This is a genomic window from Intrasporangium mesophilum (genome assembly GCF_054783095.1).
The window spans coordinates 1-21,362 of sequence record NZ_BAAGRF010000054.1; the positions used below are offsets into that span (position 1 = coordinate 1).

General features: G+C 65.1%; 21 protein-coding genes. 13 read left to right on the top strand and 8 right to left on the bottom strand.

Annotated features, from left to right (window positions below):
- Positions 1–501 precede the first annotated feature (501 nt).
- The 4 genes from ACYVLP_RS23705 to ACYVLP_RS23720 form a co-directional block, all read right to left on the bottom strand.
- On the bottom strand, positions 502–1,092 hold the full coding sequence (locus tag ACYVLP_RS23705) for a hypothetical protein (protein WP_460629748.1): 591 nt from the start codon (positions 1,090–1,092) through the stop codon (positions 502–504).
- Positions 1,089–1,403 carry a PadR family transcriptional regulator gene (locus tag ACYVLP_RS23710; protein WP_460629749.1) on the bottom strand — a complete coding sequence of 105 codons (315 nt, stop codon included), beginning with the start codon at positions 1,401–1,403 and terminating at the stop codon, positions 1,089–1,091. Before ACYVLP_RS23710 ends, ACYVLP_RS23705 begins: the two co-directional genes overlap by 4 nt.
- A 1,774-nt stretch (positions 1,404–3,177) precedes the next feature.
- A complete protein-coding gene (locus ACYVLP_RS23715) occupies positions 3,178–3,825 on the bottom strand; it encodes an SLOG domain-containing protein (protein ID WP_460629750.1) in 648 nt (215 codons plus the stop codon).
- Entirely contained in the window at positions 3,822–4,973 is a 1,152-nt protein-coding gene (locus ACYVLP_RS23720; RefSeq protein WP_460629751.1) for a toll/interleukin-1 receptor domain-containing protein, read from the bottom strand. Before ACYVLP_RS23720 ends, ACYVLP_RS23715 begins: the two co-directional genes overlap by 4 nt.
- A 118-nt stretch (positions 4,974–5,091) precedes the next feature.
- Here ACYVLP_RS23720 and ACYVLP_RS23725 point away from each other — a divergent pair, with 118 nt between their 5' ends.
- From ACYVLP_RS23725 to ACYVLP_RS23735, 3 genes are all read left to right on the top strand, one after another.
- Positions 5,092–5,304, top strand: coding sequence for a hypothetical protein (locus ACYVLP_RS23725; RefSeq protein ID WP_460629752.1), 213 nt, complete (start codon positions 5,092–5,094; stop codon positions 5,302–5,304).
- The gene (locus ACYVLP_RS23730; RefSeq protein ID WP_460629753.1) at positions 5,301–6,170 is read left to right on the top strand and encodes an HIT family protein; all 870 of its coding nucleotides are present in this window, start codon (positions 5,301–5,303) and stop codon (positions 6,168–6,170) included. Before ACYVLP_RS23725 ends, ACYVLP_RS23730 begins: the two co-directional genes overlap by 4 nt.
- Before the next feature lie 320 nt (positions 6,171–6,490).
- A complete protein-coding gene (locus ACYVLP_RS23735) occupies positions 6,491–7,081 on the top strand; it encodes a hypothetical protein (RefSeq protein ID WP_460629754.1) in 591 nt (196 codons plus the stop codon).
- A 471-nt stretch (positions 7,082–7,552) separates the two neighbouring features.
- Here ACYVLP_RS23735 and ACYVLP_RS23740 read toward each other — a convergent pair whose 3' ends face one another.
- Positions 7,553–8,173: an Nmad2 family putative nucleotide modification protein gene (locus ACYVLP_RS23740; RefSeq protein ID WP_460629755.1), complete on the bottom strand. Its 621-nt coding sequence runs from the start codon at positions 8,171–8,173 to the stop codon at positions 7,553–7,555.
- Between the two features lie 2 nt (positions 8,174–8,175).
- A complete protein-coding gene (locus ACYVLP_RS23745; RefSeq protein ID WP_460629756.1) occupies positions 8,176–8,640 on the bottom strand; it encodes a TIR domain-containing protein in 465 nt (154 codons plus the stop codon).
- A 573-nt stretch (positions 8,641–9,213) separates the two neighbouring features.
- Here ACYVLP_RS23745 and ACYVLP_RS23750 point away from each other — a divergent pair.
- The 10 genes from ACYVLP_RS23750 to ACYVLP_RS23795 all read left to right on the top strand — a co-directional run bounded on the left by ACYVLP_RS23750 (position 9,214) and on the right by ACYVLP_RS23795 (position 20,021).
- Positions 9,214–10,215 carry a nucleotide kinase domain-containing protein gene (locus ACYVLP_RS23750; protein WP_460629757.1) on the top strand — a complete coding sequence of 334 codons (1,002 nt, stop codon included), beginning with the start codon at positions 9,214–9,216 and terminating at the stop codon, positions 10,213–10,215.
- A 58-nt stretch (positions 10,216–10,273) separates the two neighbouring features.
- On the top strand, positions 10,274–11,575 hold the full coding sequence (locus ACYVLP_RS23755; RefSeq protein WP_460629758.1) for a hypothetical protein: 1,302 nt from the start codon (positions 10,274–10,276) through the stop codon (positions 11,573–11,575).
- Positions 11,576–12,201: 626 nt separating this feature from the next.
- Positions 12,202–12,501 (top strand): DUF6112 family protein, encoded by a 300-nt coding sequence (locus ACYVLP_RS23760; RefSeq protein ID WP_460629759.1) that lies wholly within the window; start codon positions 12,202–12,204, stop codon positions 12,499–12,501.
- The gene (locus ACYVLP_RS23765; RefSeq protein ID WP_460629760.1) at positions 12,498–13,316 is read left to right on the top strand and encodes a hypothetical protein; all 819 of its coding nucleotides are present in this window, start codon (positions 12,498–12,500) and stop codon (positions 13,314–13,316) included. Before ACYVLP_RS23760 ends, ACYVLP_RS23765 begins: the two co-directional genes overlap by 4 nt.
- Position 13,317: 1 nt before the next feature.
- Positions 13,318–14,703: a hypothetical protein gene (locus ACYVLP_RS23770; RefSeq protein ID WP_460629761.1), complete on the top strand. Its 1,386-nt coding sequence runs from the start codon at positions 13,318–13,320 to the stop codon at positions 14,701–14,703.
- Positions 14,700–16,145: an SCO6880 family protein gene (locus tag ACYVLP_RS23775; RefSeq protein ID WP_460629762.1), complete on the top strand. Its 1,446-nt coding sequence runs from the start codon at positions 14,700–14,702 to the stop codon at positions 16,143–16,145. The genes ACYVLP_RS23770 and ACYVLP_RS23775 overlap by 4 nt, the downstream gene beginning before the upstream one ends.
- Positions 16,146–16,291: 146 nt before the next feature.
- Entirely contained in the window at positions 16,292–17,599 is a 1,308-nt protein-coding gene (locus ACYVLP_RS23780; RefSeq protein ID WP_460629763.1) for an ATP-binding protein, read from the top strand.
- A gap of 77 nt (positions 17,600–17,676) precedes the next feature.
- Positions 17,677–18,228, top strand: a complete 552-nt coding sequence (locus tag ACYVLP_RS23785) for a type IV toxin-antitoxin system AbiEi family antitoxin domain-containing protein (RefSeq protein ID WP_460629764.1) — start codon at positions 17,677–17,679, stop codon at positions 18,226–18,228.
- The gene (locus ACYVLP_RS23790) at positions 18,228–19,169 is read left to right on the top strand and encodes a nucleotidyl transferase AbiEii/AbiGii toxin family protein (protein WP_460629765.1); all 942 of its coding nucleotides are present in this window, start codon (positions 18,228–18,230) and stop codon (positions 19,167–19,169) included. The genes ACYVLP_RS23785 and ACYVLP_RS23790 overlap by 1 nt, the downstream gene beginning before the upstream one ends.
- A gap of 495 nt (positions 19,170–19,664) precedes the next feature.
- Positions 19,665–20,021 carry a nuclear transport factor 2 family protein gene (locus tag ACYVLP_RS23795; protein WP_460629766.1) on the top strand — a complete coding sequence of 119 codons (357 nt, stop codon included), beginning with the start codon at positions 19,665–19,667 and terminating at the stop codon, positions 20,019–20,021.
- 105 nt (positions 20,022–20,126) lie between these two features.
- Here ACYVLP_RS23795 and ACYVLP_RS23800 read toward each other — a convergent pair whose 3' ends face one another.
- Together ACYVLP_RS23800 and ACYVLP_RS23805 are read right to left on the bottom strand one after the other, a co-directional pair.
- Positions 20,127–20,315, bottom strand: a complete 189-nt coding sequence (locus tag ACYVLP_RS23800) for a hypothetical protein (RefSeq protein WP_460629767.1) — start codon at positions 20,313–20,315, stop codon at positions 20,127–20,129.
- Between the two features lie 96 nt (positions 20,316–20,411).
- Positions 20,412–20,705, bottom strand: a complete 294-nt coding sequence (locus ACYVLP_RS23805; protein ID WP_460629768.1) for a hypothetical protein — start codon at positions 20,703–20,705, stop codon at positions 20,412–20,414.
- Between the last annotated feature and the right edge of the window lie 657 nt (positions 20,706–21,362).

The window sequence follows — 21,362 nt, forward strand, 5'->3', positions numbered from 1 at the left end:
GACGCGTGACACTCATCAGCGAACCACCCCTGCCAGGCGCGACCCCGGTCGCGACTTCATCCGTCGATGAACCGAAATCTACGGCTGGTGCCGCAACCAAGCGCCTGGTTTGCACAAACCCGGGCCCTCGGATCGGCTCAGCCTCTGGCGGCGGAGGCCGACGCACTGGGCGCCCAATCGTGTTGCCCACCTTCGGCGACGACGAACACAACAACGCTGGCAACACGGGCTGTCGGCTCCGGCCCGGCCCCCTGCCGACAAAGCCGTCTACTTGGGCGCGGTGCTATCAACCATGGGGCTGCAACCGCTGCGGAGCACGCATGCGCTCCTATGGCGAGTGTCGGCCAGGGTCCGCGACCATGCAGAGTCCCAGCAAGATTCCGATGTCAATCGCGGAACCGAAAGGACGCACCAAGCCGCACGCCGCTGCCTACGAGGGCCACCCCTGCGGCTCGATCTGTGATCTGTGCAGCGGCCGCGCTGAGCCAGCAGGGTCCGACATCAGGCGCGGTCCTCCGGCTCGTCTTCGTGACCCCACAGCATCAAACCGCCCCTGTGTTTCCGGGCGATGGCCACCTGGTGTCGCTCAGGACGATTGACCGAACGTGGGTATGCTTTCGCTCGTCGCTCCACCCTGCGCATTTCTGCATAGATCGCTCGGTCAACAGCGCGTGAGCTTCCCTTTGCGTGAGGTGATTCGAGCATGTGCTCAAGTTCGGCGGAAACGGGAACAAAGCGCCCCCCGTCGGGCATGTCAACGAACCAACGGAGATCACGTTCGCCGCTTGTCCGTTCGCCCATGATGACGAGTTGCGGCAGTCCCGCGTCTTGGGACACGCGGTGCTTCCGGAGACGTTCAGAGAGGCCCTCGCTTATCGCAACCTCGACCTGCTCGAAAGCCCAAATCAATCGCTCCCATCGCGAAGCGATGACATACAGCTCGGCGACCAACTCCCGGCGGCGAGGATGCTCCTTCGGATAGAGCCTCACCGCGGTGCGCACGACAAATCCCGGCGCCATGCCGAGGACCACCGGAACGACGAGCAATGCGAGCCATGGCGCATCAGCCACGATCCCAGCCAACTCACTCATGTCGCACCTCGTGGTCTCAAGGCAAGGCCTCGGACGTTACCGCGTGCGTCAGCACGAACAAGCACAGCTCCAAGTTGCTGTTGACCCTCTTTGGTCAATACGTAGTAGCGGCGTGGCGGGCGACCGCGCGTCTCAGCAGGATCTTCCCAACCGTCTGCGATCCAGCCCTGTTTGAGGAGCTTGGCCAGCATCGGGTACATTGCGCCCGCGCGCACGCCAGACGTCGTCATGAGCTCGTAGCCCCAATGCCGTTCGTCAGGAGCCGTCATCAGCGCGAAGGCAACCTTGACGAGGTTGTTGGTCAGCCGCATGCCCTCAGGTTAACGGACCTATATCAGTTAAGCGTGGAGCGACACGCGCGTGGTGTTGGCACCGCGACACCCTGAAGCGTTGGCCGATTGCGGATCGATGGGCCTGTCAAGTCCGTCACGAAGAGCTTCAGGTCGACGCCCGCCGTGCACACGGTCGGACAGCGGTGTGCCTGGGCACGCGACTCCTGGCCGGGGATTCCCCGAGGCGCATTGCCCGGATCGGGCTCGTTTGTTAGCAGACATCCGAGGATGCCTTCGTCCTACATCCACGGCCTGCGTCAGACGGTGAGTTTGGCAGCCACGAACGAGGATCGACCAGGCCGTTCGTCTCGTGGCCGGAGTGTCCCCGCACCTATCGGTCGGCAACATCGCCGCACTCGTTGACCGCCCGGATGAGGCGCTCCCTCAGGTCTTGGTTGGCGACGGTTCGATCCTTAGCCGAGTAAAGCCATTTGCTTCGGCTACGCGGTAGGCGGCGCTCTGACACGGCCTGCGCAGCGCGCCGAGGAAGGTCCACACTTCCGGATGGCCTCTTGCTCCTACTCCGCATGGCGGCTCATCACGACCGGATGGAGGTCCCGTAGAGCACGCTGTTCGACATAGCGGTTCTCCTCGCTCGCGCCAACGCGGTTGACCTCAGCACCGTGAGGCCCGGGCGTGTCCGTCTGTCTCCCGCGTGGCACTCCCCGGAGTGAGCCTCGCACGCGGCGGTATGACGCGGCCTGCCGAGCGTGCGCCGAGAACGGTCCACGCTTCCGGATGGCCTCTTGCTCCTACTCCGGATGGCGGCTCATCATGACTGGATGGAGGGTCCCGTAGAGCACGCTGTTCGTTCGCGAGTAGATGAAGGTGCCGAACCGCCGACACCGACGGGCTCCGCCCGGTTCATTGTGGAGCGACTCGACTCACGAGGTGTCGCTCTCCTATTCGGTCCCACACGCACGCTCACGTTCTTCTCGTGGGCATGCCTCGAAGGTGTGGTTGATTAGCTCGATGGCAGAACTTGGCTGCCGGAAGGCGCGAACCGTGACATGCCGGGCAATCCGGAGACGCTCGACGGGTACTTGAAGAAGCACGTTGCTCGCCAGACAGCCAACTACGTCGCGGTTCTCCTCGCTCGCGCCAACGTGGTTGACCTCAGCACCGAGAGGCCCGGGCATGTCCGACTGTCACCCTCATGGCACTCCGCGGAGTGAGCCTCGCACGCGGCTAGGACGCACGCAGGCGCGCGAATGGCTTTGCCGTCCACACAGCGGCGGGACCGGAAGCTAGCTCACTCACCAGTTCAAGGCATCGGAGACCTGCCCGAGCGAAGTTGCCTACGTCGCGGCGAAGCAACGTGATCGCGTGGAGAAGCGCCCCGACTCCAGCACCGGCCGGCAGTGAGTCGTCTCCCTTCCGAACGCCCGGAACGTGTGTCGTGCATGAGAGGGTGAGGGAGTATCGGCACTGCAAAGGAGAACTGCTTGTGACCCTCGATGATCTGGACGACACGTATCAGGACTACGCCTGCCCATACTGTGGTCACGAATGGCGCGTCGAAGGCAACGGTGGCCTTGTTCTTGGCTGCTGGCCCGACTGCCCAAAGTGCGGAACGCCTGCGGAGGAAGCCTAGCCGCGCACTGTCGGGGCTGCGCGTCGAGACCTGCCGCGTCAGGGGACGTCGACCCGCGAAACGGCGAAATGGGGCAGACGCGCCCACCGCCCGGGCAAACGACGACCTTCGATCACCCGCCCGCTGCTCGTCCTTGCCGGGGTCCCTATCTCGCACGCGTCACAGGCGAGAAGCGATATCAGCGACGATCGCACGGGCAACCGCAGGGTAGATGTTCTCAGTTGCGAGGATGTCTTGGAGTTGGCGGGGTGACGCATCAACGAGCGTGGCGGCAGCGCCACCTGGTTGTGCCAGTGCGTATGTCGGCGCGTCGGGGTGCGTCTCTCGGAATAGGGCGTGTTCATCGGGAATGCCGCCCATTCCTCCGATGAAGACGGCCGCGACCAGCGGCTCATTTGTCAGTAATCGCTGCCGCATGAGCTCTAGGCTCATTGGGGCGTGGCGCGGGTCAGGTGGCTCATTCCCGACCCTTGGGGTTCGGATCACAGTCCCGACGCCCTGCTCCTGAAAGCGGTGCGTGGCACGTGGCCAGAAAGCCTCGAATACCTCGGATTGGTAGACCACCACGAGTGCCTCTGCGGATGGGGGTTGCTCGGCAGCGACGTAGAGAAGGAGAGGGGCGATTGTGGGATGGGCGGCTGTGACGAGCCTCCGTCCGCTGGCCAAGACTGTGCGGGCAACTGAGACCACGGCGTCGGTGATGGCCAATGGGTCGAACTGTCCGGTCCATCGGGCCGGGTCCGGGATGCTGGCGGAGACGAATACAGAACCGCGGGCCCGGGAGGGAGGCGTCCTGGTGTCGGTCACCAGTGCCCTCCGATCTGGTTGTCGGGGACCATGACGAGGTTTCTGTCCCCGACAACCCAGTCGAGGTGCCTGCGCCGAGCGTCATTCAGCCGCCGCACGGCGTGGAGCAAGATCCCTTCTGCATCGGGATCGATCTGGGTGCGCGCTTCGTCCAGACGTTGAAGGTCTCGTGGGCTCGGGAGACGAGGTGCGACTGCGACTATCGACCTGTGGTGCGGGCCGGTCACATCCAGGCACCAGCGGGTCAGCGGGATGCACTGGTTGCCGCCCTCCTCGGCGGACTCTTGGGCATTGAACAGGAGCATGCGTCGCCGTCGAACAAGGCCTTGGGCGTGGGCTGCCTCCACGGCTCGCAGGATGCGGTCCATCGCCCGTTCTGTGAGTACCTCGTACCCGTGCTCGTCGCGGGTGAGATCGTCAGGTTCGAGCGTCAGTCGTGGCATTCCGGCGCTTCCCGGTACTGGTGTGGGATCGCCCGGCCACTGAACAATGAGGACGCCCATGGTATGGGCGAGGGCGTATTCGACCTCGTCGAATACCCAATCTGAGGCGTGGGCATCGGGGGTCTCCAGCAGCAGCAGGAACGCGAAATCTTCTAGGGCGTCAGCGATTTCGGCTTGCACGTCGCCGCCCGGGGGTATGGCGAAGCGGTCGATGAAGGGTTTGAACCTGTAGTGCGTCAAGCTGTCGTGGAGTCGCTCGGCAGCTCCGAGGCCATCACTCCTGCGATGGCTAATGAAGACCCGGCGGTCGTCTTCCTCGATGCCGAGTTCTTCCAAGAGGATCCGGGCGAGCCCGATCTCGGGGTCGCGGCCGGACCACAGGAATCCGTTGCGGGCAGCGAGCTCGGCAGGGGCCTGGTCAAGGAACGTCGGAAGGTCATCCACGACCGGGATCACGACCACACCGTCGGCGACCGCTGCCCGAATGAGCCCTGCCAGGTCGGAATCGATCGCGCTCCCAGGCCCCAACAGCGCCACAGCGACGCCGGGAGTCGCGTCAGCTCGGATGTGACCCTCGGACACATCCACCACGACGGAGCGGTGAACCCCGAGGTCCGTCAGCTCGCGCTGGACCGCTCGTTGGAGGCGGACGCTCCATTGGGGGCGCTCCTGGTGGAACACCTCGATCCGATAGGTCACATCCACGCGTCGATCTCCCCTGTGCCCCGCGCCACCCGCTTGAGCCTACGCCGCCCAAGCGAGTCGAACCGGACAAGTCGCTGGCATGTGCTGTGATTGGGTTCTGCAATCGAAGGGAATGAGTATGGCGTATCTCACGGTAACAGAGGCGCTAGCGGCGGGCTGGTCGCTCGCCAACAGGGAGCTCAGCACGCCCGAGTCGATCCTCAGGAAGTCCCCGATGTCCGACCCGACCGTGACAGAGTGGTCGCGGAAGTTCGACAGCAAGGCGACCTACAAGAAGCTCAGCGACAACCTGGAGAACTGGTCTCGTCTGGGGGTCGTGCGGTCGACATGACGCCCGAGAATCCGTGCCCATTCTGCGCGATCATCCGTGGCCAGGACCCAAACGCCCGCGTCGTCTACACCGACGAGCGCGTGGCCGTCTTCTTTCCCCTAAATCCAGCCACTCGAGGACACACCCTCGTCGTGCCACGCCGCCATGTTTCCGAGATAACCGACCTCCGGCCGGACGAGGGGCGTGACATCGCCGACGCTATCGGCCACGTCGCCCGTGCGATGTACCAGGCTCTTGCGCCGGAAGGGCTGAACATCATCCAGTCCAACGGCCACGCCGCGACGCAGACCATTCTGCACTTACACGTCCACCTCGTCCCACGGTGGGAAGGAGACCGCATGGGGCTCACGTGGCCGGACGGGCCAGCCGATGACGACGCCTCCCAAGATGACACCCTGAACGCAATCCGGCAGGCCGTTGAGACGATGGGCATCGGCAGTCGCGCGGTCCCCGAAGACCGGCGACAGCATCTATCTTTCATCCAGGCTGTTGTCACTCGCATGTCGCAAGCGTCCTCTTCGTCAAAGTCCTGGCTACTGCCCATCGTTACCGCCACCTATGGCTACGCCATCAGCCAACATTCCGCAGGCGTCGCCCTGCTCGGAATCCTTGCCGTGGTTGTCTTCGGTGTCTTGGACGCCAACTATCTCAAGCAGGAGCGCGCTTTCCGCAAGCTCTACGACGACGTTGCGGTGGGGCGCAATGTGACTGCGTTCTCGATGAACCCTGCGCTACCATCTCCCGACGGGAAAAACGTCAACTACTGGCCCGACTGGCGAGACGTCAAATCCTGGGCGGTTGCACCCGTTTACGGGCCCCTTCTCGCGGCCGGACTCGCAATCCTTCTTTGGCCGCAGGGCGGCTAAACCAAAGCACACCGCGATGCCCATGCCGGCGCTGGCCAGCGGGGGAGGTAGCACTCTCTTTGGATGCTCGAGAACCCAAACCTGCGGCCGCCAGCACCGTCCACCCCTTGGCGAGCGGCCGAGGCTGCTGACAGGCGAACCAAAATAGCCTGTATTAGTTCGAGGTGTGCTCGTCTGGTCTTCGGAGTACGCCCGCGCCGGCTGCGTCATACGGCAAACCATGCCCGAAGAGAACGGACCGCGGCACGGATCCCCCAGACACGGTGGCATATGCTCAAACTTGTGTGTCGCGTGTGACTGAGCTGAAGGTGGGGTTGTCCGTGCCGTTCTACACCAAGTCAGAGATTCGTGGCCGCGGTCTGACGGCAAGTGCCGGGCCGCGGTCGGCGTCAGAGTCGCTGCGCAAGTCTGCCGATGGTCGCCAGCCCGGACAGAGGTACGACATCTTCCTCAGCCACAGCAGCCGGGACGCCGAGCTGATCCTCGGAGTCAAGCTGTTGCTCGAAGAGCAAGGGCAATCCGTCTACGTCGATTGGGTCGACGATCCCCAGTTGAGTCGGGCCCACGTCACGGCCGCCACGGCGGTAGTCCTGCGGAACCGCATGCGTAGCTGCGAATCGCTAATCTACGCCACTTCCGAGGCCGCCAGCAACAGTCGATGGATGCCGTGGGAGCTCGGGTTCTTCGACGGATATCGCCAGTCTTCGATCGCGATCCTGCCGATCCTGGACACCCCCAACGAGGCGTTCCGAGGGCTGGAATACCTAGGCCTGTACCCAGTGATAGAACGCCTTGCGACCAAGGGAGGCCATCGGCGGCCATTCGTGACTCGACGGCCTTCGTCAGGGCTTGAGTACAAGTCACTCGAAGGCCTGGTCAAGGGATCGGACTTCACGCGCGCAACGGCCTGAATGTTGCCATCTCCGACGCTTTTGACGCTCGCATGTCGTGTCGCAGTTTCTCACTGGCCTGGTGTTTCCCAGATTGAAACACCCGGTCCGTGCGCAGCTTGCAATCTCGAAGTCGCCCTGTGTAATTCCCGAAGGCCCCTAGTGACTCAGGAACCGTGCCTGACGTAGACAGCGGGCAAACGAACTTCGGAAAGAGGCGACGTCGGCCAAGTGTCGAGTGCCTTATCCAATGGGGGCTGACGATGTGCAGCGGCTGGGTCCACTCGAGTGTCGCGCCGCTCGGACGAAAGTCATGCCGAAGCATCGCATCCCCACGGCCCGACAATCCTGGTCGCCGGTGCGGAAGCGTGTCCGGGAGACTTGGCTCCTTGACATTCTGCCCATCTCGCGCTTGCGCCGTCAGCAAGCCGTCGGTCTCAGCCGCACACCGGTCAGCATCGCCAGGTCCGAGCGTCAAAGGGGCGTCTTAGTTCAGCCGTCGCGTAGTGTCGCCCAGTCCGCGGGGCGACCGATCACCCCGAGTTCAAGACTTTCAAACCATTCGACTGCTGCATCGACCAGCTCCTGAGGGAATCGGCAGCGGTGCCCTTGGCTGGGATGCACAAGATCCATCCCATAGTGGCGTCGCAGGGCTGCCGGGATGGTTGGCCCCTCGCCGCCGAAGTATGAGAAGCGGCGAGCAACGAGGACCGCATCAACGCGGGTGTCGACCTTGATATGCCCCGGGTTGGGCTGGCCGTCGGGAAGACTATGCCGTGAGTCAGCCTGCAGCCACGTGCCGTCATCGCCGTGACGGTAGATGTTGTCACCGTATGCGCGCTTGATGGCTCCACGGTCGGTGGGCACCTTCCGTGCGAAGCGCGGATCTTTCCAGTACTCGTCGAATGACAGGATCTCGGCGACTTGCATGACGTACACGAGCCGGCCGGCGAGCCCTTTAACAGCGGATCCAGACCCAAGGACCCAATCGCCGACCGAAGCAGCGCGTCGGATCTGCGGTTTGCAGGTTGCGATCGTGCAGTATCCCTCAAATGGGTTTGGTGCGAACCCAAAGTCGTACCGCACGACGTAACTGAAGACGCGAACGGCCATAATTAGCAGCTCAAGCGTTTGATGCTTCGAGGTGGTACGTTCTCACCATCGGGCCCCTGCCAATTGTCGGCCCCGTTGAGCGCATCGATGATCGCCTCAGCGTTCCACCCCACGACGGCATCGGCATAGGCATCCAGTTCCGCCGGCATGTCGACACCGCTCGCGCCCGGAGCCCAGACTCCGATGATCCGCTTATCAGGGAAGCGGTTAGCGTATTCGATCTCCCAACTGACCCATTCATGGTTCTTCGTGTCCGGCGAGATGATCACGATCATCTTACCTGCCCATCCGATGAGGTCGGCGAGCATCTGCTTGATGTAGGCCTCGGATTTCGCATTGTTGAACTTCTCCCGAGTTACGGACGAGTTACGAACCTCGGCACCATTCTTGGCCAGCAACTCCTTGAGCCTTCCGACTAGGGCGTCGTCCTCGTGCCGGTGACTGATGAACACGTTGTGGTCTGTCATCGTCAACCCCCTTCCACTGTGAAGCGTACGGCTTACCGCCGACACCCGGGCGTGCCGCGCCGCTGGCGCGGCGCCAGCGTCTAGGCTTGACGTCGTGGCTGCTCCGTCATGTTGGACACCGACCTTGACTCCCCACCAGGCGACGAGGCTGGCGCGCCTGTCCTCGAGGGCTTCCGCAGGCGCGCATGTCCTGATGAACAGTCCGACGTCTGGCGCTTCAATTCTCCGCGGCGCCGACCAAGCCGTCGCGAGCGTCCGTGAAGATAAGGTCTCGGCAGGTGGATGGCGAGCTCAGGGGAACAACCTCCCGCGGCCAATAGTGACCTCGAACGTGCACCGATGGCTCCCCACCCGAGCTGCTCAGCGAGTATGTCGGCCATGTTCGCTAGCTGGTGGAGTGTGCGTTGGAACTACCGGTGGCCTCAGACTGGCACAGCGACGACTAACGAGCTCGCCTGTCTCCTCGACGTCCTGGCTCGGTATTCCTGTCGGGCTCGGTCTCCAGGCATCTCGGCGGAGCAAGCACGAGCCGCTAACGGCGCGGCCGACGACGATAGGACAGGATCCGACCTCATGAAGAAGGCATGGTCAGGCACGATCGGCAAGCAGAAGGTCGTCGGCTCGGACGTGCTGGCAAGCTATTGGCGGCTGGCGGCCGAAAGGCAGCGGGTCTATCACGCACGCCTCGCCGGGGACCCTGGACCGTGGACGGATGACCAAATCATCTCGCAGTACCGCTTCACGAACGCCTACAGAGCCGCCGATCGAGTATCCCAAGATTTGATCCGAGTGATCTACTCTGGCTCGCATGACCCAGAAGACGTGCTTCTGCGGATTTTGCTGTATCGATTTTTCAACAAGCCAGAAACCTGGCGCGCCATTGAAGACGGCCTGGGTGTAGTTACGGCGGCTGACTTTGACGTGCAGGCATGCGGCGCGATTCTCGATCGATCTCTCCGGCAAGGAGACAGGATCTACAGCGCCGCATATATCCTGCCCCCTCCCGCCTTCGGTTACGAACGTAAGCACCGCAATCATCTCGCGCTTGTCGAGACCATGAGCAGCGGCGGCCTTTGTCAATCGTTGCAGGAAGCAGCGAGTCTTGAGGAGGTGTTCCACCTGCTCCTCGACTACCCGAGTCTGGGGCCATTTCTTGCCTTCCAGCTGACAATCGACCTGAACTACTCGACGCTGATCGACTTCGATGAGGACGACTTCGTCGTTGCGGGGCCGGGCGCTCTCAGTGGGCTGGCAAAGTGCTTCCCCGGCGCTCGGGAAGTCCCGGCTGCAGACCTGATCCGGTGGATGGTAGACACCCAGGAGCAACAACTCGAGCACTACGAGATCTCTTTCCAGAACTTGTTCGGCAGGCGGCTAAAGTTAATCGACTGCCAGAATCTCTTTTGCGAGACCGATAAGTACGCTCGGGTCGCTCATCCCGACGTCGCAGGCGTTGGCAATCGGACAAGGATCAAACAACAGTTCACGGCCAAGGGGCCCCTGACGCCACCGCATTTTCCACCTAAGTGGGGCCTCGATCCGTTGCCAACGCCGAAGACGGCGGATGCAATGTGACTCATCCGACCTGATCTCGCCACGACGCAGACGGGACTTTTGTCCACAGGGGGTTAAAGTGCACTTTGACCATTATCAGAACGAAACAGTCCGGCTCTCCGATCGCAACAACACGGCACACGAAGTCGTCCCAATGCTTGGTCTCGGAGCCCATGTCGGCGAACTGCTATTGGTCCACCAGCGCTACCTTAGTGATTCATTGGTTGCGGAGACCAGTAAGGGGATGGTTGATCGCGAGTTGGGCATGGTGCTGAGGTGGATGACGCTTCTCGCGCACGTCAATGGGCTTCGACTCAACTCGATTGCATGCGGCAACCTGATCAAGGTCGACGAACGCGCACGATCACTCAACTTTCCGGGAATCGCCGAGTTGCCGGACCGGGACGCGACCCTCACGCTGGACGCATACGCCGAGCTTGCGGCCGAGACGGACCAAGAGATCACCGTAGGCGTCGATCCGCACAGCCTTAGCGTGCCGATGCTGGGGCTCGCGGGCGAAGTAGGAACACTACTCGCCGAGGAGAAGAAGAGATATCGACGAGATAGCAGGATCAAGGACTGGCCCAGCTTTGTCGGCGTCGAACTGGGGGACCTGCTCTGGTATACAGCGGCAGTCGCGCGACACGCGGGACTTGGGTTGGCGGAACTAGCCGAGCGCGACTTGAAGCGAGCGATCCGGTCATCCTCTCTTAGCGCAGATGACGGCAAGGAAAGTTCGACCTTCGACGAGACTTTTCCAGCGACCGAACGCGTGCCCCGTCAGCTGCACCTGCGGTTTCAAGAGCGCACGGTGAAGGGGCAGGCGGTAGTGACAATGACGCTGCTTGCGGCCACGCCCAACGCGTTCCCGAAGGGCCCAATTCCCCGAGGGGAAGATAAATTTCAAGGCTTCAAGGTCGGAGAAGCCCTCGGCGATCAAGTCACCGACAACTCGCGACGGGTGGATGCTTACCGTTATCACGACGCCATTCATCTCGGCTTCCTAGCGGTTCTCGGCTGGTCACCAAACCTACGCGGACTGCTTCACGTAAAGCGAAAGAGCGACGCGGCAATTGACGAAGCCGAGGACGGCGCGCGCGCGATCTTTGCTGAAGAAGGCATCGCGGCCATCTTGGCCAAGCAAGCGACGCTCAGTCGGCGGTTTGAGGCGCCGAACTTAGTGCCCGAAGATCTACTGGACCTCATAGCTCTGGTGGTCGAGGATCTTGAGGTGAGTAGCCTGCCCTATCGAATGTGGCGCGAGGCAATCAGCCAAGGGTTCACCGTGATGAAGCAGCTTAGCGACGCCAGAGGCGGATACGTCCTCGCTGACCTTGATGCGCGCACGCTCCAGTATTCGAAGTTCCCTTTTGCCGTGTAACTCGAGTGGGCGTCTAGACCTTGGTGTGTCAGCGTCTACACCAGGCGGCCGAGGGCCCGTACCAGCGCGTGCGGGGGGCTCCTGGGCGGTGCCTCGATCTCCCGCCACAATGCCAGTCGCCCCGCTATGCCCGCCGAGGCCCCTCACCCACGGTCCGGAAGCAGCGAGTTGGCTCTCGATGAGAGCGGGGTGCTGACCAGCCTGAAGCTTCGCTGACTTGAGTTGCTCGCTCGAGGTGAGCTTTGGTAGGGCCCGGACTCTGGGCCATCGGTGTCTGGCCACGCATGGGGTCACGTGCCGGTTCGTAAGCTTTAGGAGGCGCTGTAGCACCTCCGCGATCTGATCCCGAGCCGGCGGCAAACGTGACCCTGACGGACGGGGGAGAGTGGGTGGAGCGCAGCTTTTGGGTGGAGGGCAGCACCCATGGAGCACGCCCTTTCTGGGCGGGATGACGCGCCTCATCAGGCCCAGGAGCTTGCCGTTCAATCGGGGGCGGCCAGGCGTGCCTGTCCAGTCCCATCGACGACGAAGTCTTGCGGAGACCGACGCATGGTGCCCCGTCGGTGCCTCTACCTGGGTCACGGCGCGGGCAGCGGGCTCGCGCCCAGCTGCGAGAGGCCTCTGCGATGTCCGTTCCATCGTTCCTGACCGTGCCGGCTGACGTCTCGCCGAACACAGATGGTCTACCCGGGATTGCCGCGCTGGAGCGGATCGTCGGAGGGCTCCTGACCATCGGGCTCGTAGCCGCGGTTGCCGGGGTTGCGTTGTCGGCCATCGCGTGGGCGATCGGCTCGCACTCCTCCAACCCACACGTCGCCGGCCGTGGAAAGACTGGCGTGCTGGTCTCGGTCGCTGCCGCCATGCTGATCGGTGCTGCCAACGCGCTCGTGAACTTCTTTCACGCGGCTGGCGCTGCCGTCCGATGAGTCCGTTTCTTCGTGCTGGGCTGATGCGCCGGCGGGTCCTGACGCTGTCCGCCTTGACGGCCGCGGTCCTCGCCTTGATCGCCGTCGGCGCTGCCATCACGACCAACGGTCATGAGCCAGCGGACAGAGTCGGGGGTTCCGCAGTCGCCGAGCCGCCTCCAGACCAGACACAAGGCCTTCACCTGCCGCAGTCTCAGGGGCCCACGTCACCGCCCGAAGGCGACGAGGCGGCATACCAAATCGCGCGCCTGCGGGCGATCCAGCCAGTCGCCCCGTCACCCAGCACGACCAGGATCTCCGGCGATGCGACGCATCAGCCCGATCTCTACGCCGCCGAGTTCGTCCGGCGCCTGGTGACGCAGGACTACCGGAAGGACCGCGAGGCACAACTGAGCTGGGTTCAGGCCGAATCCGCCTCAACCACAGAGCCGCTCGTCGTCGGCATGGTGCCGCCCGAGCTCAGGGACCGCCTCGCGATCTACTCGGTCAGCGACACCGCAGCCGGGTCGGCGCCCATCCCCTCCGAGGCCGACTGGGAGGGCTTGGCGCTCCAGCACGCATACACGACCGTGACGATCCAACGGGTCACGGAACCGTTCGCCTGGACCAACGCGGTCGCGTCAGGTCGGATCTCCGACCCAGGCATCAGCGGTCGGGAAGTCAGTGCCACGGTCACACGTCACAGTTGGGTGGGCGGCCGCGACACGACCTCGACGTTCAGCGTCGCCCTGTCCCTCAACCTCGAGGGCCCACCGACTCGCTCGACGTGGGGATTCGTCGCTGTCATTTCCTACACGTCGATCCAGGTGAGCTGACATGCCGTGCGACGGAATCTTCAAGCTGAACCCGATGTGCCTTCCCGCAGCCGCCATCGAGAGCGGCGCCAACGTCGTCGGCGGCGTCGCCGACAGCGCGTTCGGCACCATGGCCGGCTTCTTCGCCTCGGCCGCGAACAATGCGACCACCTGGCTCTGGCAGCAGATCAACGAGGCCACCGCTCTCGATCTGCAGTCTCCACAGTTGACCACCGAGATGGCGATGACCGGGGCTATCGCCGCCGTCCTGTGCGTCGCGCTGTTCGTCATCCAGCTCATCGTGGCTGCCGTCCGTGGGAATCCGGTCATGGTCGGACGTGCCTTCAGCGGCCTGCTGATCAGCTTCGTCGGCTCAGCGCTCGCGCTCGCGGCGACCAGGGTCCTCATCGGCGCCGTCGATGCCCTCAGTAACGGCGTCGTGCAGTACACCCTCGGCACGAACATCAGCGGCATCGGCACCAAGCTTGCCTTCACCCAGATCTCCGGCATGCAGAATCCCGCCGTCGTCATCCTCCTAGCCCTGGTTGTGCTCGCGGCCGTCGTCATGGTCTGGGCAGCCATGATGATCCGCAAGCTGATGATCCTGGTCGCCGCCGTGCTCGCGCCGATCGCATTCGCAGGCGCGACAGCCGATTTCGCCCGCGGCTGGGTCCGCAAGTGGATCGAGTTCATCGCCGCGATGATCGCCTCCAAGCTCCTGCTCGTGATCATCCTCAGCCTCGGGGTAGCCGTCCTCAACGGCGCCGGTCAGTCCGGCACGGGGGTCACCCAGACGGCCACCCAGCTCGCCGGAGGCTCACTCATCTTGCTTCTCGGTGGCCTAACCCCGTGGATGGCCATCCGCATGTTCCACTTCGCGGGCGACACCCTGCATGCCGCCCACGCCACCGCCCGCCAAAGCGCCGCAGGCGCCCAGTCCGTCCTCTCAGGACCCCAGAAGGTCGCCGCGATCCAGGGCCAGGCACGAGCGCTGACGAGTGCGATCGGTAGTCGTGGCGGCCGGGTCGGTAGCGGAGATTGGGGCCGCAGTGGCGGCGTCCCGCCAGCCCCGCCACCCCCGGCGCTCGCCGGCTGGCCCGCTCCAAGCGGACCGCGAGGCGGCACACCCGCCACGTCCGACGGAAGAGGCACCACCACCAAGCAGGCTGGGACGGCAGCGTCGACGCGGGGTGCCGCAGCCACCACCTCCGCGGCCGTCCCAGCCATCGGAGCGGCGGCGACCGCGGCCAACACGCTCAAGGGCACCGTCAACGCGGCGAGCTCGGCGATCCCGCCGTCCACGGCTGCCAATCCCCCAGGCTCACCTGCATCCCCCGAAACCGCCGGACCCGCGCCGACACCGCCCAAACGGCCAGCTCCTCCAGCCGGTAGCGGGAGCCGGCCATGACCGACACGACGACGAGAGCCTTCACCGTGCGGTTCGCGCGGCTGCCACGCCGTGGGTTCCTTCTCGGACTGTCGGCATCCCGAGTCGCCTGCGTAGGCGCAGCCGCACTGGTGTTCATCGTCGCCCTGTTCGCCGCAGACGCGGTCGGTGCTCTCGTCTCGGCGCCCGTCTGGGGCGGACTGCTCGGGCTGGCCTTCGTCCGTGTCGGCCGCAAGCCCGCGATCGAAGCCGCCCCCACCGCGGCCCACAATGCCGTCCGCCGCGCCAGCGGTCAGACCCGATTCCGAGCACGGCCGGCAAGTCCGCGGCCCGCGGGCACGCTCGCGCTTCCAGGCGACGCCGCAGCCCTCCGCTTCCTGGTCGACGACAAGACAGGAACCGCGATCCTGCACGACCCGCACGCGCTCACGCTGTGCGCCGTCGCGTCGGTCAACCATCCGGCATACGTCCTGCTCTCCGCCGAGGAACAGGCACGCCGCGTCCACGGCTGGGGACGCGTCCTGGCCGCTCTGGCCTCGTCGGGCGCCGGAGTCCGCGTCCAGGTCCTCGAGATCTCCCTCCCCGACGCCGGCCGCGGCATCACCGGCTGGTGGGAAGCCCACGGCCTCAAGGACCCCGAGCAGTGGGCCGTCCGGCAGTACGAGTCGCTCATGCGGACCGCGGCCCCAGCCGCATCCACCCATCGCACCCTCATCGCGATCGCCGTCGACTTGCGAAAGGCGCGGACACACATGCGCCACGCAGGACGAGGCTTGGCCGGCGCGGTCGCGTTCCTACGGCAGGAAATGACCTCGTTCGAGGGCAGCCTCCGAGCCGCCGACCTCCGGCTGTCCCACTGGCTCGGCGAGCAGGACCTCGCGGCGGTGCTGCGCGGCGCCTACGACCCGGCATACGACACCGACGGCGACGTCCCTTGTGCCCTCGCCACCGCCGGGCCCATGGCAGTCGATGAGCGCTGGGACCACCTGCAGCACGACAGCGCACACTCCGCTGTCCTGTGGATCAACGAATGGCCACGCGTCGCAGCCCCGCCGTTCTTCCTCCACGCGCTCGTATTCCAGCCCGGCATCCGCAAGACCATCTCGATCACGGCCGAACCGGTCCCGGCAGACGAGGCCATCCGCGACATCCGACGGGCCAAGGTCGCATACGCGACCGAGGCCGCGCAGAAGGCCCGCATCGGCGCACTCGCCGACCTGTCCGACGGCATCGAGAACAACGACGTCCTGGACCGCGAACGCGCCCTCATCGCCGGACACGCCGACATCCGCTTCACCGGCCTCATCGCCATCACGGCCCGTGACCGGGACGAGCTCGAGGCCGCGGTCGCCGGAATCAGCCGCGCCGCGATCCAGTCCGGCTGCGAGACACGGCGCCTCTACGGGCAGCAGGCCCGCGCCTTCGTCGCGGCCGCTCTCCCCCTCGCGAGAAAGGTCACCTGATGCGACCGACGACAAGGTATGCCGCAGACGGCCAGGGCCCCTCCCCCGCTGGCGCTCGGCGCGCCCAAGGTGGACGAGCCAGCCGGCGGACCCGTGGCAGGTCTCGCAGTAGCCGTTCCTGGCCCGACAATGTCGCCGGGCGGACCATGGGTGCCGGTGGTGAGGAAGGACCTGAAGCCCTGCGCTCCTTCCGGCGGTTCCGGCTCCCGGCGCACCGGGCCACCTCCGACGTGATGGCCGGCGCCTACCCGTTCCTGGCCGAGGCTGGTCTGGGCAGCGCCGGCGTCTACATCGGCCAGGACGCCTGGTCCGGAGGCGGGTTCTGCTTCGACCCGTGGGTCCTCTACCAGCGGGGCGTACTCACCAACCCCAACTGCCTGCTCGCCGGGGTTGTCGGCAAAGGCAAGTCGTGTCTGGCCAAGTCGATCGCAACACGCTCCATAGCTTTCGGGCGCCGCGTCTACGTGCCCGGCGACCCCAAGGGCGAGTGGAGCCGCGTCGCCCAAGCCGTCGGCGGCGCCGCCATCGTCCTTGGCGGAGCCTCACGCAGCCGCCTCAATCCGCTCGACCCCGGGCCCCGCGACACATCGCTCAGCGACGCCCAGTGGCGCAACGCCGTGGCGCTGCGGCGACGTGTCCTCGTCGGCTCGCTCGCCGAGTCCGCCCTTGGCCGGGCCCTTGCGGCGGTCGAGCACACCGCTCTCGACGCCGCACTCACGTATGCCGTCGCCAACGCCACGACGCCCACCCTCCCATCGGTCGTCGATGCCCTCCTTTCCCCAACGGCATCGATCGCAGGCGCGACCGTTCCGGAGCTCGCTCGCGACGGCAGGGACCTTGGCCACGGGCTGCGCCGACTCGTTGCGGGCGACCTCGCCGGCCTGTTCGACGGGCCATCCACCGTCAGATTCGACCCGATGCTGCCCATGGTCACACTCGACCTCTCCCGCATCCAAGGTTCCGACCAGCTCATCGCCATGGTCATGACCTGCGCCTCGGCCTGGATGGAGTCCGCCCTTGCGGCCAGCGACGGCGGACAGCGTTGGGTCATCTATGACGAGGCATGGCGACTCATGCGGCAGCCCGCGCTCCTCGCCCGAATGCAGTCCCAGTGGAAGCTATCTCGCGGTCTTGGGATCGCGAACCTGCTTATCGTGCACCGGCTGTCTGACCTCGACGCCGTCGGGGACTCAGGATCCGAGTCCCGGGCGCTCGCCCGCGGACTGCTCGCCGACTGCTCCACCAAGATCATCTACCAACAGGAAGTCAGCGAATCTCCCGCCACCGCAAGAGAGCTCGGCCTCTCAAGCGCGGAACAGGCCCAGCTCCCGGACCTTCAGCAAGGCGAGGGTCTTTGGCGCGTCGGCCAGCGCTCCTTCGTCGTACGCCACGTCACCACGGACGAGGAGCTTGCCCTCTTCGACACGAGTGCACGAATGGTCGCGGACCGCTGATGCGCCCAGCCGCACCGATCCACCGTCCAGTCAATACCGTTCCATTTTTGGTACTGTATTGGCATCGGAGGTTGATCATGACTGCGAAGAGCGAGCTGTGGGACGTGGCGCTGGAACAGGACGGGCTCGTCACAGCAGACGATGCACGGGAGCTTGGACTGGACCCGCGGGTGCTGCGGCAGCTTGCGCACCGAGGGTCCCTGGAGCACGCCGCGACGGGCGTGTACCGGTTCACGCGGTACCCGTACCAGCAGAACACGCCGTATCGAGAGGCCGTGCTGTGGACCGGCCACCGCCCGACCTACCTGAGCCACGAGACCGTGCTCGAGGTCCACAACCTCTGTGACGTCAACCCAAGCGCGATTCACGTCACGGTCCCGGTCGGGGTTCGCGTCCGGCGGAACGATCCGAGGTTTCAGCTGCACGCCGACAGGCTCCTTCCGGAGGACGTGGGCTGGTGGGAGGAGATCCCAGCGGTGCTTCCCGCCATGGCCATCCGGCAGTGCATCGAGGACGGGCTACCCACCTACCTGGTGCGCCAGGCCATCACCACCGCTCGTCGGCGCCGCCTGATCACAGACCGGCACGCGAAGGATCTGGATCGGCAGCTCAAGGACCGGGGCGACTGATGCCGGGCTCCGAACTGGAGGCTCTCGCGTCAATGCCGCCCAAGGACAGGGAGCCCGCCAGCGTCAGCATCCTGAGCCAGTGGGTTAGGCACGCGGCCCGCAAGGGAAAGGTGGCCGAGCCACGGCTGGCCTGGCTCGTCGCATCGGCTGTCGTGCTGGGCGCGCTGCAACAGATCACCGACGAGGCCGGGCGGCCGCGGTTCCTGGTCAAAGGCGGCACGATGCTCATGCTGCGCCTCGGCGCGACCGCGCGCCCCACCAAGGACGTCGACGGGATCCTGCGCGGAGAGATCCACACGTTCCTCAAAACGCTTGACGAGGTGCTTGCACGCGGCTGGGCTCCACTCGAGCTGTCAAGGACCCAAGTCGAGTCGATCACGGTCCCGCATCTGGTGGTGCCGCCCCGCCGTTTCGACATCAAGGTCGCGATGAAGGGAAAGATCTGGCGGTCGATCCGAGTCGAGGTCTCGCCCGACGAAGGCAGAGCGACCGCCGACGCCGAGTTCGTCGAGCTGCCCTCGTTGAAGGCAGTCGGCCTGTCGGCGCCGGACACCTTGGCATGCTTGGCGCTGCGGTACCAGGTGGCGCAGAAAGTCCACGCGGCCACCGATCCGCACGAGCCGCCCGATGAGTTGAATGACCGCGCACGCGACATCGTGGATCTCCTGGCGTTACTTCAGTTCGCCGAATCCACGGGCACGCCGACAGCGCAGGAGATCGCAGACGCCTGCCACGACATCTTCGCGGTTCGTGCTGAGCGAGCCCTGACGACGGGCGCGACGCCTCGAACGTGGCCGCCTCGGTTCACGGCGCACCCTCACTGGGCCGTGGACTACGCCAGGGCTGCCGCGGCTGGCGGCATGAAAGGCCTCACATTGGATCGGGCCGTGGCAGAACTCAATGGTTGGGTCTCGAAGCTGTCCCAGGGACGGTCTTCCTAGCGAGCCTTCCTCGTCTCGCAGTGCCCCGAGTCGGGTCCACCACTCACCCGACGGCCCTCCACGAAAGCGATGCACTCGGCCCACGCCGCGGCCGGGCCACGACGGGCCGAGCCGGTCCCCGCCTGGTCGATGAGGGGTCTCGCCCATGCTGGGTGACGATGCGGGCGATGAACTCGGGCGCCCCTTGGTCTCGGTCTTCCGCGTCGCGAACTCCGCCATCCGCGCGCGGCGGACCGCCTCGGGAGACTGGCGCAACGAGCCGACGATGAGGCGGTCGAACTCTTCCCACATAGCCGATGAGCGGATGGGGATCCGCACACCGTCCCCAGGTCTGTTCCCACCGTTCCGCTACGTTCCGCCTCGAACGGCTTGCGAAGGCGGCAGTAAGCAGTCCAGGTCATAACGCCGTCGGTAGCCGTCGAGGCCTCCAGCTGGGCGTCACGGGAGCCACAATGGGGACTGAAGCCTGGCCCAACCACGAGACCGGAGGAGCCCATGTCGGCCGATGACACCGCGAAGGTCATGGAGGCATACTTCACAGCGATGGCAAGTGGTCATTTCCAACAGTTCCTCACCGACGATGTCACCTGGACCACCATCCAGAGCGACGAAGAGCTCCTGGGGCCGGAAGCGGTCGAAACGGGCATCATGGGCCTGCACGCTCGCATGACCGGCGTGAAGACTCGTCAACTGTCCGTCGCGGACGGCACGGCATATATCGAAGGAAGCTGCGCCGGCCAGGACGGAAGTTCCCGGATCCCGTATTGCGTCGCCTACGACCTCGCCGGTGACCGGATCGCCGCGATGCGCGCGTACGGTGACATCGCCGTGTTCATGCCCGCGCACGAATAGGCGTTCGCTCACGATCGGTCCGGTACAAAGGACCGTCTCGATGGGCCACAATCCCTCTAACGACTGGGCGCAACGCACGGAATTGCCGCTGGTCGCGCTCGCAGGTCATCCTGCTCCGGTGAGCTCCAGCCCTAGGAGCGAAACGGCAAGCATCACGACCAGGAGCCAAACGATGCCGATGTCGGCGGAGGCTGGCTTGGGGCCTTTGCCCATGCGGAACCGCGCGTCCCGGACCGCGACTCTCGTCCCGAACACGAGCAGCGCCAAAGTCAGCAACGCGGTCAGCACGATCACGCTGCTCAGCGTAGGCGACCCCTTGGTGGGCTTCCGGTCATGCCGCGTTGAGGGCAGCTACGCTCGCCCGGTCATAGCCGCGTTGAAGGCGGCTAATCAGGGCCGCCCTTCCGTTCCCTCACCAGGAGACTCTGTGCTAGTCCGTTGCGGCCGGGAGCGATCACGGCCGTGCATGAGCGACTTCATCGGAGGCACCTGCGCGAGAGCGAAGCCAAAGACCACAGCCATCACGATCAGGCCGATCAGGCGCGAGTGATCAGCGATATCCCACAGGTAGGTGAGGGTAATGAGGATGCCTAGACCTGCAGAGAACATGCCGCGGAGACCGACGGCCCAGTCGTCCTCCCGCCGTGTTCGCGACAACAGCAGGCCTCCTTCCTTCAGGCTCAAACGCCAACCGTGCAGAGAGCACCATGCGCCCGCGCCGATGAGGACCCGCGAGCATCCGCATCTGCCGCTCTGCGGGCGAACGCCCGACCATGCCGCCGAGGGCGAGTCAGCGGACGTAGGCGTACAGCCTCGCCGAGGTGGCCAATACAAACAGCGTGCCCCCTGGGGAGAAACCAAAGGCTCGCGGCTCGTCGGAGTCATCCACCGAGAACCCGACGTGGCCAGCGGCGGCTACCACCACCCCCTCATTGGCAGCTGTCGCCGCCCAACCATCCTGGGTCTCGTGGTCCAGACGGTCTCCCCAAAGCCCAGCCGATGGGAGCAGACGTACACCTTGGGAACCCTCCCGCCGGATTGATGGAGGGTCAGCCTGATGCCATCCGTAGTCGCCTTCGGTGTCTGGCACCCGTTCCAGAAGCTCGCCGGTTCGAGCATCAAACACGCCGAGCCCGGAGTGACTCCCGACAGCGATCGCCGCTTCGCCGTCAAAGGCGACCGCAACGATGCCTCCTATTGCGAAAGTCGGTCCACGGAGCCAATCGCCCATGCGGGAAGCCAACGAGAGTTGTACGGACATGGCTCCCTTCTGTGTCAAGACGCGGTCCGGAGCGGAGTTCTAGGCTTGCTCGTGGCGGGTCCGGGAAGTGGCTTGTCCGA

Coding starts and splice junctions, on each gene's coding strand:
- ACYVLP_RS23705 (WP_460629748.1), bottom strand. CDS start 1,092: ATGAGTGAGTTGGCTGGGATCGTGGCTGATGCGCCATGGCTCGCATTG.
- ACYVLP_RS23710 (WP_460629749.1), bottom strand. CDS start 1,403: ATGCGGCTGACCAACAACCTCGTCAAGGTTGCCTTCGCGCTGATGACG.
- ACYVLP_RS23725 (WP_460629752.1), top strand. CDS start 5,092: ATGGCGTATCTCACGGTAACAGAGGCGCTAGCGGCGGGCTGGTCGCTC.
- ACYVLP_RS23730 (WP_460629753.1), top strand. CDS start 5,301: ATGACGCCCGAGAATCCGTGCCCATTCTGCGCGATCATCCGTGGCCAG.
- ACYVLP_RS23740 (WP_460629755.1), bottom strand. CDS start 8,173: ATGGCCGTTCGCGTCTTCAGTTACGTCGTGCGGTACGACTTTGGGTTC.
- ACYVLP_RS23745 (WP_460629756.1), bottom strand. CDS start 8,640: ATGACAGACCACAACGTGTTCATCAGTCACCGGCACGAGGACGACGCC.
- ACYVLP_RS23750 (WP_460629757.1), top strand. CDS start 9,214: ATGAAGAAGGCATGGTCAGGCACGATCGGCAAGCAGAAGGTCGTCGGC.
- ACYVLP_RS23760 (WP_460629759.1), top strand. CDS start 12,202: ATGTCCGTTCCATCGTTCCTGACCGTGCCGGCTGACGTCTCGCCGAAC.
- ACYVLP_RS23765 (WP_460629760.1), top strand. CDS start 12,498: ATGAGTCCGTTTCTTCGTGCTGGGCTGATGCGCCGGCGGGTCCTGACG.
- ACYVLP_RS23770 (WP_460629761.1), top strand. CDS start 13,318: ATGCCGTGCGACGGAATCTTCAAGCTGAACCCGATGTGCCTTCCCGCA.
- ACYVLP_RS23775 (WP_460629762.1), top strand. CDS start 14,700: ATGACCGACACGACGACGAGAGCCTTCACCGTGCGGTTCGCGCGGCTG.
- ACYVLP_RS23780 (WP_460629763.1), top strand. CDS start 16,292: ATGGGTGCCGGTGGTGAGGAAGGACCTGAAGCCCTGCGCTCCTTCCGG.
- ACYVLP_RS23785 (WP_460629764.1), top strand. CDS start 17,677: ATGACTGCGAAGAGCGAGCTGTGGGACGTGGCGCTGGAACAGGACGGG.
- ACYVLP_RS23790 (WP_460629765.1), top strand. CDS start 18,228: ATGCCGGGCTCCGAACTGGAGGCTCTCGCGTCAATGCCGCCCAAGGAC.
- ACYVLP_RS23795 (WP_460629766.1), top strand. CDS start 19,665: ATGTCGGCCGATGACACCGCGAAGGTCATGGAGGCATACTTCACAGCG.